The following is a 17,287-nucleotide window of genomic DNA, read 5'->3' on the forward strand; positions in this document are numbered from 1 at the left end:
CAAAGGGCTGGCGGCCGGTGCGACGGCGCAGCGAAATTTTTTCAGACACGGGGCGGCCACATGGCAAAAGTGCCCTGCAGCGATCAGCCGGACGGGTGTGCGGCTCAGGCGGGGCGGGCGGCAGTGGTGCGCCGGATGGTTTCGGCGAATGCCTCGGCCACCGGCCCCAGCGTGCGGTCGCTTCGGCGCAGCAGGCCGATCGGTTCCTCGGTGCCTTGCGTGTCCACTGGCAGCAGCACCATCTCGCCCGCAGCTACCGCGCGGCGCGTGGCGGACAACGGCGCGGCCCACACGCCGTCGCCCTGCTGCGTGAGCAGGCGCCCCAGGTAGGCATCGGCCGTTTCCAGGCAACCCTCGGGCAGCGCAAAGCCGTGGCGGGCCAGCAGGCTTTCGGTGCTGTGGCGCGGGATCGAGCCCACGGCCGGCACCACCATCGGCCATGCCACCACGTCGCGCATGGTCGGCCTGGCCTGGCCGGCCAGCGGATGCCCGGTGCGCACGGCCAGCACCAGCGGCTCTGCCGCCAGCGATTCGAACCACAGGCCTTCCATGGCTGCCGGGTCGTCCATGCGGCCGATCACAACGTCGAGCACATCGGCCTTGAGCAGGTCGATCAACGTGCGGTTCATGCCGCTCTGCACGGCCAGCGCCACCTCGGGATGAGAGTCGCGGAACGCGGTCACGGCGTCGAGCAGCAGCGCCGGCACGATGCTGGGCAGGGCGCCCACGCGGATGCGCTCGTGCCGCGTGGCGTTGGCGGCAGACAGGCTGTCGGCAGCGGCCTCGACGTCCTCGAGGATGCGCAGCGCATGACGCAGGAAGCGCATGCCGGCCGCGGTCAGGTTGGTGCCGGCCCGCTGGCGCACGAGCAGCCGCGCGCCGACCAGTTCCTCGAGTTCGGTCAGCGTCTTCGACACCGCCGGCTGCGTCAGCCCCAGATGCTCGCCGGCCCGCCCCAGGTGCTGCGCCTGGGCCACGGCCACGAAGCAGTGCAGGTGCCGGAGCCGGATGCGGCTGCGAAAGGCGTCAAGCGATGGCTGCGGCGGTGCCTTCGGGGCGGCGGTCGGTGGGGGCACGCGTTCCATAATAAAAATTCATCGTAATTACGCCAAAACTCAATTTACATGACTTCTGGCGTTGCATACAGTCCTCCCCATCGATTCACACAACAACGGAGACAGCGCGATGCCCCACCGCTCCGATCGCCCCGCCCAGTACCGTCGTCCGTACTGGGACACCCAGCCCGAGTACCGCTTCGACCCCTATGCCTCGACGCAGCTGCGCTCGCCGGCCCAGCCGCTGATCGCGCTGCCGCAGTCGCTGTCCGAGGTCACCGGCCCGACGTTCGGCCCCGAGTTCGTCCGCGAGGGCGACAACGACCTGACCATCGGCAACGGCGGCGAGCCGATCGGCGAACGCATGCTGGTCACGGGGCGCGTGCTCGACGAAAACGGCCGCCCCGTGCCGAATGCGCTGATCGAGGTCTGGCAGGCCAACGCCGCCGGCCGCTACACGCACAAGCGCGACCAGCACGACGCGCCGCTGGACCCGCATTTTTCGGGCGAAGGCCGCACCATCACCGACGCCAACGGGCTGTACCAGTTCAAGACGATCAAGCCGGGCGCCTACCCCTGGCGCAATCACCACAACGCCTGGCGGCCGCAGCACATCCACTTCTCGCTGTTCGGCAATGCCTACGCCACGCGGCTGGTCACGCAGATGTACTTCCCCGGCGATCCGCTGCTGGCGTACGACCCGATCTTCCAGTGTGTGCCCGATGAGAAGGCGCGCAACCGCCTGATCGCCACGTTCGACTGGGAGACCACGGCACCCGAGTACGCGCTCGGCTACCGTTTCGATATCGTGCTGCGTGGCCGCGATGCCACGCCGATGGAGTAAGGCCATGCTGTACGCCACCGCATCCCAGACCGTAGGTCCGTACCTGCATATCGGCCTGACTGGCCTGAACTGCGCCGACCTGACCGCCGACGCGCCCGACCTGGCCGCGCAACGCATCGTGATCGAAGGCCGCGTCGTCGATGGTCGCGGCGAGCCCGTGCCTGACGGCATGGTCGAGATCTGGCAGGCCAACCCGGCCGGCCGCTACCGCCATCCCGACGACGCCCGCGAATTGCCGCTGGTGCCGGGCTTCACCGGCTTCGGCCGCGTGCCGACCGAGGCCGACGGCTCGTTCCGCTTCACCACGGTCAAGCCGGGCGCCGTGCCCGATGGCGATGGCCGTCCGCAGGCGCCGCACATCATGGTGTCCGTCTTCACGCGAGGCCTGGTCAAGCACGTTGCCACGCGCATCTACTTCCCCGAGGACGCTGCCGCCAACGGCGCCGATGCGGTGCTGGCGCTGGTGCCCGCCGACCGGCGCGACACGCTGATCGCCAGGGCCGACGGCCAGAACCGCTATCGCTGGGACGTTGTGCTGCAGGGCCCCGGCGAGACGGTGTTCTTCGATATCTGATACGTCGCGATCGTTGCCCCGTTTGCGCGAACGCGGCGCCGGCTCACACCGGTGCCGCGTTTTGCATCACAATCGGCGCATTCCTTGCCGGCAAGCCAAGCGGTTCGCCCCCAACCGACCATGCCAACGTTTTCCCGCCTGACCGATCCGATGTTCGGCAGCCCCGCCGTGCTCGACATCTTTTCCGACACCGGCACGGTACGCCGCATGCTGGATGTGGAAGCCGCGCTGGCGCGCGCCGAGGCGCGCTGCGGCGTCATTCCCGAAGCCGCAGCGCTGGTGATCGAACAGGCCTGCGCCTGCGAGCCGGCGCAGATCATCGACCTCGATGCACTCGCGCAGGCCGCCGTCTCCGCCGGCAACCTGGCGATCCCGTTCGTCAGGCAACTGACCGCCGCCGTGACGCAGCGCGATGCCGAAGCCGGCCGCTATGTGCACTGGGGCGCCACAAGCCAGGACATCATTGATACGGCGCTGGTGCTGCAGCTTGCCGACGCATTGCAGGAGGTCGATGCCGGCCTGCTGGCGCTTGGCGATGCCTGCGCCGCGCTGACGATGGCCCATCGCGCCACGCCGATGGTGGCGCGCACCTGGCTGCAGCATGCACTGCCCACCACGTTCGGCCTGAAGGCCGCCGGCTGGCTCGACGCCCTGCGCCGCGACCTGGCCCGGCTGGACCTGGCACGCACGCATGTGCGGGCGCTGCAGTTCGGTGGCGCCGCCGGCACGCTTGCCAGCCTGGGCGACGACGCGCCGGCCGTGGCCGCGCAGCTGGCGCAGGCGCTGCAACTCGATCTTCCCGCGCTGCCCTGGCATGCGCACCGCGACCGCATGGTCGAAGTGGCGGCCACGCTTGGCATGCTGACCGGCACGCTGGGCAAGATGGCGCGCGATATCTCGCTGCTGATGCAGACCGAAGTGGCCGAGGTGGCGGAGCCGTCAGGGCCGGGCCGCGGCGGCTCCAGCACGATGCCGCACAAGCGCAATCCCGTGGGCTGCGCAGCGGTGCTGACTGCTGCGGTGCGGGTGCCGCCACTGGTGGCGACGATGCTGGCAGGCATGACGCAGGAGCATGAGCGTGCGCTGGGCGGCTGGCAGGCCGAGTGGGACACGCTGCCGCAGATCGTCACGCTGGCCGCCGGCGCGCTGCGCCAGATGGGCGACGTCGTGGCCGGCCTGCAGGTCGACGCGGTGCGCATGCGCCAGAACCTCGATATCACGCATGGCCTGATTCTTGGAGAGGCCGCCATGCTCGAACTGGGCCGCCGCATTGGCCGGCTGCCCGCCCATCATCTGGTGGAGCAGGCATCGCGCCGCGCCGTGGCCGACGGCACGACACTGCGCGACGCACTGGCGCGCACGCTGGCCGACGACCCATCGCACCAGGGCCTGCTCGACGACGCCGCGCTCGACCGGCTCAGCGACCCCGCGCAGTACGCGGGCCAATCCACAAGCTTTGCCGATGCCGCCGTGAATGCCTGGCGGCAGGCGCGCGAGCAACGCAACCACGCCTGACTGGAGACGACCTTGCCTTACCTCGATCACGCCGGTGCCCGGCTGTTCCATACCGTCGACGGCCCCGACACCGCGCCCGTCATCATCTTCTCGAACTCGATGGGCACCGACCACACGATGTGGAAGCCGCAGGCCGATGCGCTGGCCGGCCGCTTCCGGGTGGTGCGGCACGACATGCGCGGACACGGCCGCTCAACGACCGATGCGTCCGAGGCCACGGTCGACCTGCTGGGGCGCGACGTGCTGGCGATCCTCGACGCGCTGCAGGTGGAAACGGCCGTGTTCTGCGGCCTGTCGATCGGCGGGCTGATTGGCCAGTGGCTGGCCGCGAACGCGCCGGAGCGATTCTCGAAGATCATCGTTGCAAACACCGCGCCGAAGATCGGCACGGCCGATTCGTGGAGCGCACGCATCGATGGCGTGCTGCGCGACGGCATGGCGCCGCTGGTCGATGCGTCGCTGGGGCGCTGGTTCACCGAAGGCTTCCGCAATACGGCGGGCCACGCTCTGGACGACCTGCGCGCTGTGCTGCAGGGGCTGGACCCGCGCGGCTACGCGCTGGGCTGCACGGCATTGCGCGATGCCGACCTGCGCGAGGCCGTGAAGACGATCCAGGTGCCGGTGCTGGTGATTGCAGGCAGCGACGATCCGTCGACCACCGCTGCCGAGGGCCGGGCGCTGGCCGATGCCATTCCGGGCGCGCGCTATGTGGAACTGCCCGCCGCGCATCTGTCCAATCGCGAGCAGCCAGGCCGTTTCACGGCGGCGCTGCTGGACTTCGTCCATGGCCGCCTGCCCGTGACCGACGATCACGCGCGCTACGAAGCGGGCCTGTCGGTGCGCCGCGCCGTGCTGGGCAGCGCCCATGTGGACCGATCGCTGCAGAAGCTGACGCCGCTGAACGAGGAATTCCAGAACCTGATCACGCGCTATGCATGGGGCGAGATCTGGACGCGCGAAGGCCTGTCGCGCCATACGCGCAGCCTGGTGACCATCGCGATGATGGTGGCGCTGAACCGTTCGGAAGAACTGAAGCTGCATCTGCGCGCGGCGGCCAACAACGGTGTGACGCGCGACGAAATCAAGGAAGTGCTGCTGCAGACCGCGATCTACTGCGGTGTGCCGGCCGCCAACTCGGCCTTCCACATGGCCGAGGAAATCTTCGCCGAAGTCGACAAGACGCGCGGCTGACCCGCGCCGAAACCGCATCGGGGCTCAGCCTTCCCGCGTGGCGAACGCGGGAAGGCGCGCACGCCCCGATTCGCGGAACGCAGTGGGCGTCTGGCCCGCCAGCCGCGCAAAGAAGCGCGAGAAGTACCCTGCATCCGAAAATCCCAGCGTCATGGCGATCTGCTTGATATCGAGGTCGCTGAACAGCAGGTCGCGCTGGGCCTCGGCCAGCACCCGCGCATGAATCAGCTGCAGCGCGCTCTGTCCGGCCAGCTGGCGGCAGATGCGGTTGAGCTGGGTGGGCGTGATGCCGATGGCGTCGGCGTAGTACGTCATCTCCTTCTGCTCGCGGTAGTCGGTCTCCAGCAGTTGCTGGAACTGCTGGAAGTGCCGCACCGGCCGGCTGCTGGCACGCGTGGTGGCAGGCGCCGCCGCCTCGGCGATGCGCGCGATTCCCACCAGCACCAGCGTAAGCAGCGCGGACAGCGCGGCGCCGCGCCACGGGGCCACCGAGGCCATCTCCATCCGGAACATCGCCAGTGCGCTGGCTAGCGGGTGCTTGCGTGCCACGCGCTCGTGGCGCGGATGCTCGAACAGCGGCAGCGTGCCCGGCACGCCGGCCAGCAGCGTGCGCAGGTAGCTGTCGGTCATCGTCACGATGATGCCGTCCACGTCGGGCGAGAACACGAAGCCGTGCACATGGTGAGGCGGCACACAGATCAGCGATCCGCTCGCCAGGCGTTCGCGGCGGCCGTCGAGCAGTGCTTCGCCGCTGCCGCTGTGGATGTACAGAATTTGAAGGAAGCGCTCGTGCCGGTGAGGCTTGATCTCCCACGCGTAGAGCTGGCTGCGCGACGCGATCGATTCGAAATGGAGCTGGTCCAGCAGCGGTTCGGCGGAGTTGACGCCGTAGAGCGAATAGGTGGGGACGGTTCTCATGGGGGCGTGCTGCGTGCTTCCTGGAATGTTCGGATTTTCACGTTCTTGGTTCGATCTGTCCATTCCGGCCGGGCGCGCGAAGCTCTATCGTTGAGCCCAACAAACATATTCCAATCAGGAGACACGCCATGGCCCCCAATGGCTCCCCGCATTCCCGTTCCACTCGCGTAGCCATTGTTGGCGCAGGCCCCGCCGGCCTGCTGCTCGGCCAGCTGCTGACCGTGGCCGGCATCGACAACATCGTCATCGAACAGCGCAGCCCCGAGTACGTGCTGGGCCGCATTCGCGCCGGTATTCTCGAATGCGTGACCGTGGAGGCGCTGCAGCGCGCCGGCGTGGATAAACGCCTGCGCGAGGAAGGATTGGTGCACCACGGCATCGAACTGTCGTTCGGTGGCGCGCGGCACCGGATCGACTTTCATGCGCTGATCGGCCGTGACGTCACGGTGTACGGCCAGACCGAAGTCACGCGCGACCTGATGGCGGCGCGCCAGGCTGCCGGGGTGGAGACGGTCTACGAGGCCGCTGACGTTGCACTGCACGATTTCGATAGCGGCCGCCCGCGTGTGTCGTATCGCAAGGACGGCGTCGAGCACGAGGTGGTCTGCGACTTCATCGCCGGATGCGATGGCTTTCATGGCGTCAGCCGCGCCAGCGTGCCCGAGCCGTCGAAGCGGATCTTCGAACGGGTGTACCCGTTCGGCTGGCTGGGCATCCTTTCGGAAACCCCACCGGTGGCTGACGAATTGATCTACGCCGCTCACCAGCGCGGATTTGCGCTATGCAGCATGCGCTCGAAGACGCGTAGCCGGTACTACGTGCAGGTGCCGTCTACCGAAAAGCCGGAGGACTGGTCCGACGCACGCTTCTGGGATGAACTGCGTGGCCGCCTGGATCCGGAGGCCGCGGAAACGCTGGTCACGGGCCCAAGTATCGAAAAGAGCATCGCACCGCTGCGCAGCTTTGTTTGCGAGCCGATGCGCTATGGCCGGTTGTTCCTGGCCGGCGACGCCGCGCACATTGTGCCGCCGACCGGCGCCAAGGGCCTGAACCTGGCGGCCAGCGATGTGCTTTACCTGGCTGACGGCCTTATCGCGCACTACCTGCACGACGATTCGCACGAGCTGGACCGCTATTCCGAAAAGTGCCTGGGCCGGGTGTGGAAGGCCGAGCGGTTCTCGTGGTGGATGACGTCGCTGCTGCACCGCTTTCCGGATGCCGACGACTTTGCGCACCGCATCCAGCAGGCCGAGCTTGATTACCTGGTCAGCTCCGAGGCCGCTTGCCGGTCGCTGGCGGAAAACTACGTCGGGCTGCCACGCTGACCGGCCCCCATCCATATGCATATCGTATGGATTGGTTAATTGGCATATATTTTACGTGGCATCACCCCGGTGATACCGTCTCGCTCCAGCATGCCGGCACAAGTACCGGCTGTACTGGAGGAGACAAACAATGACAACCGGATACAAGGGCCGCCACCCTGCGTGGCGGCTGGCCGCCGCATTTTCCGTGGCGTTGCTGGTAACGGCCTGCGGGGGTGGCGACGACGCGCCTGCCACGGCCAGCACGGGCAATGCGGGCAACGCTGGAACTGGCGGTGACGCCGGTACGACGACCCCGTCCGCCCCGGCGCTCAGCGCGCAGGACGCGTGCAATGCGCTGAACGGTGCGACCCTGCCAGCATCGGCCCTGGCGCTGCCTACGGGCGGTGTCACCGTCAGCAAGGCCACGCTGATCGCGGCCGACGCCACCGGCAACACGCTGGGCGAGTACTGCCAGGTGCGCGGCGCGATTGCGCCGGTGGATGCCGCGGCGTCCAGCATCAACTTCGCCGTCAACCTGCCCACCCAATGGAATGGCAAGGGCATCCAGTTTGGCGGTGGCGGTTTTGACGGCACGCTGATCGACGGCACCGAGACCGTGCGTTTTGCCCTGCCGGGCGACCCTGCGCCGCTGTCGCGCGGGTATGCCACCTGGGGCGACGACTCGGGCCACCAGAGTTCCAGCATTACCGATGGCCGCTTTGCCACCAATGACGAGCAACTGGCGAACTACGGCGGCGACACGCTCAAGAAAACGCACGACGTTGCCATCGCGCTGATCACGCAGCGCTATGGCAAGGCGCCGGTGCGGGCGTACTTCCTGGGTACTTCGACGGGTGGCCGCGACGCGCTGAGCTATATCCAGCGCTGGCCAGCGGACTACGCCGGCGTGATCGCCAACGAGCCTGCGCTCAACTACACCGGTACGCGGCTGTCGAACGTGGCCGTTGGCCGGGCGCTGTACCTCAATGGCGGTACAGGGTGGCTCAACGTCAACAAGACGCTGATGGTGCAGAAGGCGGCCATGGATGCGTGCGACACGCTGGACGGCGTGGCCGACAAGGTCGTCAGCAATGTGGAAGGCTGCCGTGTGGGCGCCATGCAAGTGCTGGCCAACCTGCGTTGCGTGGGTGGCGCCGATACCGGAGACACCTGCCTGTCCGATGCCCAGATCGCCACGGTCAAGGTCATCGAGCAGCCGCTGCAGCTCAACTATGCGCTGGCGAACGGCGTGACGGTCGCGGGCGGCTACAACATCCTGGAAGGCGCGCTGGTGGCCGGGCCGTTCACCACGCGCGACCTCGGTACGCGCGCCGTGCCGGGCAATCCGGCCACCACGGCCGACGCCAACATGTACGTCACCGGCGACCAGTGGGTGAAGTACTTCGTTACCCGCAATGCCACGTTCGATGCACTGACCTTCGACCCGGCCACGCCGGGCAGCTGGACGTCGCGCGTGCAGACCGTGTCGGCGCTGACCGATGCCACGAACCCGGACCTGTCGGCGTTCCTGGCAAAGGGTGGCCGCCTGATCATGCTGCACGGGCTGGCCGATGAGGTGATCAGCCCGAATTCCACCATCGCCTGGTACAACGCCGTCATCGCCAGGGTGGGGCAGACCGCCGTGGACCAGGGCATCCGTTTCTACACCGTGCCCGGCATGGGCCACGGCACAGGCAGCTTCCTGCCGGCGTGGAATTCGCTGACCGCGCTCGAAAACTGGGTCGAGATGGGCGTGGCGCCGGGTACGCGCGAAGTGATGGACACGAACGCCAGCACCTATGGCCGCACGCGTCCGCTGTGCCAGTACCCGTCGTGGCCCAAGTACAAGGGCACGGGCAGTGCCGACGCCGCCATCAACTACACGTGCGAAGGCGCGTCAGGCATCGTGCAGTCGTGCCTGAACCTGCCGTCGGTGGCGACCACCTGGAAGGGTGGCAACACCAATGGGGAGGAACTGTCGGTGCGCATCGACCCGGCCACGCTCAAGTACACGGTGACGATCGATGCCAGCGCCCAGCGCCTGTCGAACACCGTGCTGACCGGCCAGCTCGTGTCCCAGGGCGCCTGCACGTATGGCAGCGACGAGAACGGTGCGCAGTTCACGCTGACCGGTGGCGGTGTGCTGGCCGGTGGCGTCAAGCCGGCATCGGGCGGCGGTTTCTTGCCGCTGGTGGCGTTCCAGAACGTGTCGGCGGATTTCAAGGCGGTGGCGGACATCTACAACGTGAACGGCATCCAGACCGCCGTGGCGGATGGTTCGGTCACGGTGCGCAACGGCTCGGCGCGGCTGCGGTCGTCGGCGGCCACGTGGCAGACGTGCGCGGCCACGGCCAGCGGCGGCTACATCGTATATGACGCCGCGTGTACGAACACGACCAAGGGCTACATCGTATGGAATGCCGCCCGCAACGCGTTCGACTACTTCGTGGGCGGCACCATCGCGGCTGGAGACGGCGTGCGAAGTGGATCGCTGATCAGCGGCATGGTCAATGGTGCGCCGGTGCCGATGATCCTGACGCGTTCGGCCACCGGCTACGGCATGGACATCTACGCGCAGCAGTCGACGGCGGGCCTGGCAGCCGGCGCGGCCGACGGTGCCTATCGCGTGATGGCCTCCACCGGCATGCAGGTCAATGCGGACCTGAACGGCACAAGCATCGTGCGTGACGGTGCGTCGGGCACGCTGGCGTACAACAGTCCGGTGCCGGGCGTGATTGGCGCAACGGGTGGGGTGGTCGCGTCCTACCTGTACAACAGCGGCCTGTTGATCGGCACGGCCGCCGGCCGCTTCGAGGTCGGGCTGCTGCACTGACGCCCGCCGCGCCGCTCACGGGATCGCCCTGTATTCGCGGGGAGTGGGCGATCCCGTCCGGCAGTCATTCTTCCTCTTGCGCCTTCTTGCGATGCCGTGCAGCGATGCGGTGGGTCAGCGCCACCAGGGCCGCCAGCGCGGCGTCGTCCTGGCCCTCGCGGTAGCCTAGCGTCAGCGGCGCGCGCAGCCGATCGGCCTCGACCATCCGGCAGTAGGCCACGCCGTGGCGGTTCAGGCCGGCCATCGACGCCGGCACCACGCTGACCCCGGCACCGGCAGCCACGAGATTGAGGTTGGTCAGCATGCGTTCCACTTCGGCGCCAATGCGTGGCGTGAAACCCAGCGCCTCGCATTCGCGCAGCAGGTCGCCATACATGCCCGGGGCGCCCGGCCGCCGCACCAGGATGAATGGGTCGGTTGCCAGTTCGCTCAGCGACACCGGTTCGGCAGCATTCTGGCCGCGCGATGCACGGCGCCGCAGCAGCGCGTGATCAAGCGGCAGCGCAATCACCATTTCCTCTTCCAGCAGCAGGTCGAAGCGCACCCCCTCGGGATGCAGCACGGGCGCACGTAGCAGGGCAGCGTTCAGCGTGCCGTCGGCCAGCCGTTCGATGGCTTCCGCCGCGTTGCATTCGGTCAGCGACAGGGCCACGCGCGGGAAATGCCGGCGGCAGGCGCGCAATACCTCGGGCGTCAGCTTGTGGGCGGCAGCGGAACTGGTGAAGCCGATGGCAAGGGCCCCTTCATCGCCCCGGGCCATACGGTGCATGCGTGCGCGCATCTGCTCGATTCGCGCGAACAGGTCGACCACGTCGGTGTGCAGCGCTGCGCCGGCCGCCGTGAGCGCCACGCCACGCGGCTGGCGCTCGAACAACGTCACGCCAAGTTCAGACTCCAGTGCCTTGAGTTGCTGCGAAAGCGGCGGTTGCTGAATGCCGAGCTGTTCGGCGGCGCGCGTGACGGAACGGGTTTCCGCCACGGCCAGGAAGTAACGCAGATGTCTCAGCTCCATCGATCTATATCCAATGCATATGGAATTCTTGTCATGCATATATTTTACGTGCGGCCGGCGCGGTCGTAATATTGGCGTTTCGCCCGATGCGCGCGGGCGGCCAGAACATCAAAGGAGACACCCTCATGCGCCGCATTACGCAGTATTTGCCCGCCACTATCGTTGCCGCGGCGGTCATGGCGCTGGCCGGTTGTGCCAGCCAGTCCGGCACGACGCCTGCCTCGCCCGGGGCAGCGGCGGCCAGGCCCCAGTGGCAGCGCGTGCACCTTGGCAGCGGGGCGGGCTACGACTTCCCGGTCTATGCGAATCACGCACTCAACGGCGACCTGCGCGGTATCCGCGAAGTGGTGTTTGTGCAGCATGGCCTGCAGCGCAATGGCGACGACTATTACGAGGCTGGCGCGGCCCTGCTGAAGGCCAGTGGCCGGAACCCCGGCGAAGTGCTGCTCGTGGCGCCGAATTTCCCCGGCACGCCAGACGCCGCCAAGCATTTCGACAACATGCCGGTGTGGACCGTGCAGGGCTGGATCGGTGGCGAGGACGCGGTGTCCGGTCCCGGTGCCGGCGTCAGTTCCTTGCAGGTGCTTGACGACCTGCTGGCCTACGTGACCGACAGGCAGCGCCTGCCGATGGTGCGCAAGGTGACCGTGGCCGGCCATTCGGGTGGCGCGCAGATCGTGCATCGGTACGCCGTGCTGAACAACGTGGACGAAAAGGTGCGGGCATCCGGCATCGACCTGCGCTATGTGGTCGCCAATCCGTCGTCCTATCTCTACTTCACGCCCGATCGCCCGGTGGCGCCCGACTACCGCCGCTTCGCGCCCTACAGCACCAGCACCTGCGCCGACTATGACAAGTACCGTTATGGCATGCGCGATATGGTGGCGTACGCGCGCGGCGCCGATGGCATGACGCTCTATCGGCGCTACATGCAGCGCCAGGTCACCTACTTGGTGGGCAGCGAGGATAACGATCCGAATCATCGCGTCCTGGACAAGGCTTGCGGCGCCGAGGCCGAAGGGCCCACGCGCCTGCAGCGCGCACGCGCATACTGGCGCTACGAGCAGGTGCTGGCGACGCCGGGGCAGGCCAGTGCCCACCGGTCGTTCGAGGTGGCAGGCGTGGGTCATGACCAGGCCCGCATGTTCGGTTCGCAGTGCGGGGCGCAGGCGGTCTTCGGCATGGACCCCGCTGCGAACGGCAAGGGCGCAGCCTGTCGCGCCCCGCAGCCGTGAGATGACGGGGGGCTAGTCCCGTTGGCGCCGCTCCGGGCGGGTTTGCCCGGGCGGCGGAGGTTGGCGCGCGGTGCTACGATGCCGCAGTTTTCCGATTCGTGCCGCCGCCTTCATGTCAGTTCCCGCTCGCCGGCGCGTCACCGCGGCATTGTTGGCCCTGCCGTTTGCGCGCCCCTGGCGGCCAGCCGCCGCTGCCCAATTCCTGTCTTACGTTCAGCCCCTGCATCTGCTGGTGGGCTATGCGGCCGGTGGTGGCGCGGACCATGTTGCGCGTATCGTGGCGGACAGCCTGGGAGGCGATGGCGAGCCGACCATCGTCGACAATCGGCCGGGCGCTTCAGGTCAGATTGCGATGTTCGAGGCCGCACGGGCCGGCACCGACCGGCAGACGCTGCTGCTGGGCACGGTCGGCTCGGTCAGTATCGGCCCCTTGCTGGACAGCAGCCCCGAGGCCCCCGCGCGCCAGTTGCACCCGCTGGCGATCGTTGCCAGTACGCCGCATGTCCTGCTGATGGCGGGCGATGGCACGCGAACGCAGCCGGACCAGGCACGCGCCATACTGCAACGCCTGCTTGCCGATGCCCGGCAACGCCCCGGCGAAATCGCCTATGCCTCGCTTGGCATCCATTCCAGTGCCCATCTTGTCGGTGAACTGATGTGCCGCCAGGCCGGCGTGTCGATGTCACACGTGCCCTATCCCGGCAGTGCGCGCGCGCTGGTCGACCTGCAGGGCGGTCACGTGGCGCTGCTGGTCAGCACGCTGCAGGCAGCATTGCCTTTGATGCGCCAGAGCCGTGTGCGGGCCCTGGCGGTCACGGGCAAGGCGCGAAGCCCGTTGGCGCCTGCCGTGCCGACGTTTTCCGAAGCGGGTATCTCCGGGATGCTGCAGGATGCGTGGTACGGCGTGCTGGCGTCTCCCGGCGTGCCCGAAGCGCGCCGCAGCGCGTTGTCCGCGCGGTTGACCCGGCTGCTGCGCGAACCATCGCTGCGGCAGCGGCTCGCACAGGACGGCGCCGAACCACTGAGCCTGACCGGCCAGCAGGCCATCGATTATCTCGACCGGCAGCGCGACGTGTGGCGGCAAGCGCTGGCGGCCGTATCGGGAAGGCTGGGTTGAGTACGCGTCCGCCGCACGCAAGAAAATTAGATTTCTCTCATGAATTGGACACAACTCCACAACGGGCCGCGTGGAGCATGGGATCCAGGGCCTTGCATTGCAGCGCCAACATTCACCGAAGCGACGGTGCAATGCTGCATGCAGCCTGAGGGCTTGTGGCAAGCCGGCGGCATTGCTAGGATGCGTCCATCCCGCCCTTGGCAGTAAGCGTGTTCCCCCGTGATTTTGGAAGCGCCGAACCCCTGGGCGTTTCTATTTGCGCGGACAGTCGGACACAACGAGGAAGCAGTCAATGCCTACAGGTATCCTGGTCGATGGCGCCTACTTCATCAAACGCTATCGCGAGATCGAACCGGAACACGCATACGACGCTGTTCATGCGGCAGACTGCGTGTACCGCTGGGCAATCGCGCATCTTCACGAGACCTGGGATGGCGCACGAATCGATCGGGACTTGTATCGTATCTTTTTCTACGACTGCCCGCCGCTAGTCAAGAAGCTCCACAATCCCGTTTCCCGTCGCGTCATAGCGTTTGGCGATTCCGACGAGGCGAACTTTCGCAGGTCATTGCATGTTCAGCTTCAGCAGAAACGCAAACTTGCCTTGAGGCTCGGGCATCTTTCCAATGACACAAGCTGGACGATCAAGCCGGCGCGAATCGACGACCTGCTCAAGCGCAAAATTGGCATCGAGGACTTGAGCGAGAACGATGTGCGAGTCGTCACCCGGCAGAAGGGTGTGGACATGCGGATTGGGCTTGATGTGTCGTCGCTTGCCTTCAAGCGGCAGGTGCGCCAGATTGTGTTGGTGGCGGGAGACGCAGATTTCATACCGGCTGCAAAACTTGCGCGGCGTGAGGGCGTCGATTTCATTCTGGACCCCATGTGGCAAAGCGTGCCGACAGGGTTGCAGGAACATGTGGATGGCATTCGGACGACATGTCCGAGACCGAATCGAAGACTTAGGCTTGAGATGGACGCCGGGCCGGTGCAGGCCTGGCAATGGCCAAAGTCCGGCACCCCACGCAACACACAGCCCTGCTGACACCCAGAACGTAAGACGCCGGAACACCCATGGCGGATGTTCCGGCGCGGGGCCCCGCTTCTGGCACGTCTTGACTTCAAACGTGCTGTGACAACCGTGGAGATGTCACTGTGGGGCCTGGAAAGGTTGGACGTCGGCAGCGTTACTGCTGACGGTTCTTCTGCTGCTGGGATCCTTGATCCGATCCCTGCTGGCTGCCCGTGCCGCTTTGCTGCTGATGCTGGCCCGAGCCCTTGTCCTGGTTGCCCATCTGGCCACCACCCTGCTGGCGTTGCTGATCCTGGCTACCTTGCTGCTGGTTGCCGCGCTGGCCGGGTTGCTGCTCCTGCTGCTTTTGTCCCGATTGGGATTGGCTACCTTGCTGCTGTCCCATTGCTGTCTCCAAGTCCAAGTCGCGGCGGGCTGCCGCATGGTTGAAGCAGCAATCGGCGTGCCACGCGCCAAAGTCGGGGGTATGGCATCTGTCAGACATACAGGTAGCCGATGCGCAACATGCCGGTTCACCGATTTACAACGCATGCATGCTTTTCACGCCCGTGGGGCGGGGTGGCCGCGCAGTCATGCAGCGACGTGGGCGCATGCTCTCCGGGCGTGGCCCGCAGTGCGGCGTCCAGCAGGATTTGAGCGGTCCAGGGCTTTGCTTTGGAACGCTCCTTGCAGAGTCATGGACAAGATGCCGGACTACCGTGCCAGCGCCAGGTACGCCGCCTCTGGGGTTCCGGCTTCGTGCATCCATGTGAATCGGACTTGATTCATTGCGATTCAAACGCTAACAAGGAGATAGCACCATGAAAACCGTACACACGCTTCGCATTGCCACGATGGTTGCGGCGCTGGCCACCGCCAGCGGCGCGTACGCGCTGGACAACGGTGGCTTCATGAAGGTTGCCGATACGAGCACGACCAGCGGATCGACTATGCACCCGGCGCCCGCGAAAAATGCCTCGAACATGTCTGGCCGCACGGAGGGCGACCACACCACCGGGGCAACGACCGACACCAGGCCTGACGCCAGCACTGAAGGTGCCAAGCAGGCGGTGACCGACGGGGCCCTGACGACCAAGATCAAGACAAAGCTGCTGGCGACGAAGGACCTGAAGTCCACCGGCATTCACGTCAAGACCAAGGATCGCGTGGTGAACCTGACTGGTTCGGTGCCATCGTCCGAGCAAAAGCAGATGGCTCTGGACACGGTGAAGTCGGTAGAAGGCGTGGATTCTGTGAACGACAATCTGAAGGTGTCGTCGCGCTGATCTGCACTGGGCCACAGCGGCCCGTATAGACAGCCCGAAGAGACAGCCCGTAGAGACAGGTAGTGCCAGTTGATGATGCGCGGCGACCAAGGTCGCCTCTGCGCTGAGCCGCGACCCTCCCACGTGTCGCGGCTCTTTTTCTTGTGCGCCTGGATCGATGCTTCCGGGCGTACACCGGGTGTGGCGCGAGCCTCCTGGCCGCTAGGCGGCCTTGCGTGCAGTGCCGCGTGCGGGAGCCTTTGCCGCCTTTGCCGCCTTTGCGGTCTTGACTGCTTTCGCAGGCGTCGACTTCCGTGCCGGCGTCTTTTTTGCGTGGCTTGTTGCAGCGGGTTTCCTTGTGGCCGACGACTTTGCCGGCGCCTTCGTCGACGTCGCCCGTTTGGTAGCGCCGGTCGCCGCGCGCCGCGCGGACTTCTTCGGCACCTCGTCTTCGTCGACGTTGTCCGACGCATCGGGATGCGCTGCGCCGGCGCCGCGCTTGCCACGCTGCCCCAGGCTCTGCTTGAGCAACGCCATCATGTCGATGACCTTGGCGCCCTTGCGGGCCGGCGCGGCGGTCTCCCCGGCAGCTGCCGTCTGCAGATGGGTCTTGCCGGCCTTGACCCGGGCGTGAATGCGGGCCAGCAGGTCCTCGCGATAGGTGTCGTGGTACTGCCCGGGGTTGAAGTCCTCGCTCATGTCTTCCACGAGCTTGGTCGCCATCTGTACCTCGCGGGCACTGGCAGCATGCTTCTTCCCGCCGGGCAGGCTCAGATCGGCGACGGGCACCAGTTCGTCCGCAAAGCGCATCGTGTTGAGCACCAGCGCCTTGCCTGCCACGAGTAGCGCTGCCAGATGCTGACGGTTGCGCAGCACCACCAGCGCCAGGGCGGCACGCCCGGTCTTGCGCATGGTCTCGTGCAGCAGCGCGTAGCCGCGTTCGCCGCGCTTGTCAGGCTCCAGGTAATAAGGGGTGTCGAAGAAGTAGGGCGGAATCGCGGCCGCGTCGACGAAGCTGACAATATCCACCGTCTGCGTCGCCTCCACGTTGGCCTGCCTGAAGTCCTCGTCGGTCAGCACGACGTACTCGTCTTTCTCGTACTCGTAGCCCTTGACGATATCGCCGCGTTCCACCGGCTTGCCGGTGTGCTTGTTGATGCGCTGGTAGCCGACGGGTGCCATGTCGCGCTTGTCCAGCAGATCGAGGTCAAGCGAATGCGAGCGCGACGCGGGCTTGACCGCTATCGGGATGTTCACCAGCCCAAAGCTGATGGCGCCCTTCCAGATCGCGCGTGACATGGCCCGTCAGTCGTTCACGCCGCCCGGGTGGCGCGCTGCGGCGGAGGCGGGGGCGTGTCGCCGGGGGGTGGATCGTTGACCGGCTCGGGGGTCGTGTCAGGTGGCTCCGG

General features: G+C 66.8%; 15 protein-coding genes. 10 read left to right on the forward strand and 5 right to left on the reverse strand.

Annotation, left to right across the window (positions count from 1 at the left end):
- Nucleotides 1-104: 104 nt before the first annotated feature.
- Nucleotides 105-1,085, reverse strand: coding sequence for a LysR substrate-binding domain-containing protein (locus tag A9J21_RS14960; RefSeq protein ID WP_066736913.1), 981 nt, complete (start codon nt 1,083-1,085; stop codon nt 105-107).
- 100 nt (nt 1,086-1,185) lie between these two features.
- Here A9J21_RS14960 and pcaH point away from each other — a divergent pair, with 100 nt between their 5' ends.
- The 4 genes from pcaH (at nt 1,186) to pcaD (ending at nt 5,179) form a co-directional block, all read left to right on the forward strand.
- Nucleotides 1,186-1,899, forward strand: coding sequence for a protocatechuate 3,4-dioxygenase subunit beta (pcaH, locus tag A9J21_RS14965; protein WP_066736914.1), 714 nt, complete (start codon nt 1,186-1,188; stop codon nt 1,897-1,899).
- A gap of 4 nt (nt 1,900-1,903) precedes the next feature.
- The gene (gene pcaG, locus A9J21_RS14970; RefSeq protein ID WP_066736915.1) at nt 1,904-2,473 is read left to right on the forward strand and encodes a protocatechuate 3,4-dioxygenase subunit alpha; all 570 of its coding nucleotides are present in this window, start codon (nt 1,904-1,906) and stop codon (nt 2,471-2,473) included.
- A gap of 120 nt (nt 2,474-2,593) precedes the next feature.
- Complete coding sequence (locus tag A9J21_RS14975; RefSeq protein WP_082926435.1) at nt 2,594-3,988, forward strand: 3-carboxy-cis,cis-muconate cycloisomerase; 1,395 nt, start codon at nt 2,594-2,596, stop codon at nt 3,986-3,988.
- Nucleotides 3,989-4,000: 12 nt separating this feature from the next.
- Entirely contained in the window at nt 4,001-5,179 is a 1,179-nt protein-coding gene (pcaD, locus tag A9J21_RS14980) for a 3-oxoadipate enol-lactonase (protein ID WP_066736923.1), read from the forward strand.
- A 24-nt stretch (nt 5,180-5,203) separates the two neighbouring features.
- Here pcaD and A9J21_RS14985 read toward each other — a convergent pair whose 3' ends face one another.
- On the reverse strand, nt 5,204-6,097 hold the full coding sequence (locus A9J21_RS14985) for a helix-turn-helix domain-containing protein (protein ID WP_066736928.1): 894 nt from the start codon (nt 6,095-6,097) through the stop codon (nt 5,204-5,206).
- Nucleotides 6,098-6,225: 128 nt separating this feature from the next.
- Here A9J21_RS14985 and pobA point away from each other — a divergent pair, with 128 nt between their 5' ends.
- Together pobA and A9J21_RS14995 are read left to right on the forward strand one after the other, a co-directional pair.
- The gene (gene pobA / locus A9J21_RS14990; protein ID WP_066736929.1) at nt 6,226-7,422 is read left to right on the forward strand and encodes a 4-hydroxybenzoate 3-monooxygenase; all 1,197 of its coding nucleotides are present in this window, start codon (nt 6,226-6,228) and stop codon (nt 7,420-7,422) included.
- A gap of 130 nt (nt 7,423-7,552) precedes the next feature.
- Nucleotides 7,553-10,237: a tannase/feruloyl esterase family alpha/beta hydrolase gene (locus tag A9J21_RS14995; RefSeq protein WP_066736930.1), complete on the forward strand. Its 2,685-nt coding sequence runs from the start codon at nt 7,553-7,555 to the stop codon at nt 10,235-10,237.
- Nucleotides 10,238-10,301: 64 nt separating this feature from the next.
- On the opposite strand, the gene A9J21_RS15000 is transcribed toward A9J21_RS14995, so the two are convergent.
- Nucleotides 10,302-11,249, reverse strand: a complete 948-nt coding sequence (locus tag A9J21_RS15000) for a LysR family transcriptional regulator (RefSeq protein WP_066736931.1) — start codon at nt 11,247-11,249, stop codon at nt 10,302-10,304.
- A gap of 125 nt (nt 11,250-11,374) precedes the next feature.
- Between A9J21_RS15000 and A9J21_RS15005 the strand changes: the two genes are divergently transcribed.
- The 3 genes from A9J21_RS15005 (at nt 11,375) to A9J21_RS15015 (ending at nt 14,646) form a co-directional block, all read left to right on the forward strand.
- A complete protein-coding gene (locus A9J21_RS15005) occupies nt 11,375-12,484 on the forward strand; it encodes an alpha/beta fold hydrolase (RefSeq protein ID WP_066737026.1) in 1,110 nt (369 codons plus the stop codon).
- Nucleotides 12,485-12,596: 112 nt separating this feature from the next.
- Entirely contained in the window at nt 12,597-13,601 is a 1,005-nt protein-coding gene (locus A9J21_RS15010) for a tripartite tricarboxylate transporter substrate binding protein (RefSeq protein ID WP_082926436.1), read from the forward strand.
- 292 nt (nt 13,602-13,893) lie between these two features.
- A complete protein-coding gene (locus A9J21_RS15015; RefSeq protein ID WP_066736935.1) occupies nt 13,894-14,646 on the forward strand; it encodes an NYN domain-containing protein in 753 nt (250 codons plus the stop codon).
- Nucleotides 14,647-14,788: 142 nt separating this feature from the next.
- Here A9J21_RS15015 and A9J21_RS15020 read toward each other — a convergent pair whose 3' ends face one another.
- Nucleotides 14,789-15,019, reverse strand: coding sequence for a hypothetical protein (locus A9J21_RS15020; protein ID WP_066737028.1), 231 nt, complete (start codon nt 15,017-15,019; stop codon nt 14,789-14,791).
- Between the two features lie 415 nt (nt 15,020-15,434).
- On the opposite strand from A9J21_RS15020, the gene A9J21_RS15025 reads away from it, so the two are divergent.
- The gene (locus A9J21_RS15025; protein ID WP_066736937.1) at nt 15,435-15,899 is read left to right on the forward strand and encodes a BON domain-containing protein; all 465 of its coding nucleotides are present in this window, start codon (nt 15,435-15,437) and stop codon (nt 15,897-15,899) included.
- A 201-nt stretch (nt 15,900-16,100) separates the two neighbouring features.
- Here A9J21_RS15025 and A9J21_RS15030 read toward each other — a convergent pair whose 3' ends face one another.
- Entirely contained in the window at nt 16,101-17,177 is a 1,077-nt protein-coding gene (locus A9J21_RS15030; protein WP_066736941.1) for a Ku protein, read from the reverse strand.
- Nucleotides 17,178-17,287: the final 110 nt, after the last annotated feature.

Origin of the sequence: Cupriavidus sp. D384, assembly GCF_001652915.1 — a bacterium.
Classification (GTDB): domain Bacteria; phylum Pseudomonadota; class Gammaproteobacteria; order Burkholderiales; family Burkholderiaceae; genus Cupriavidus.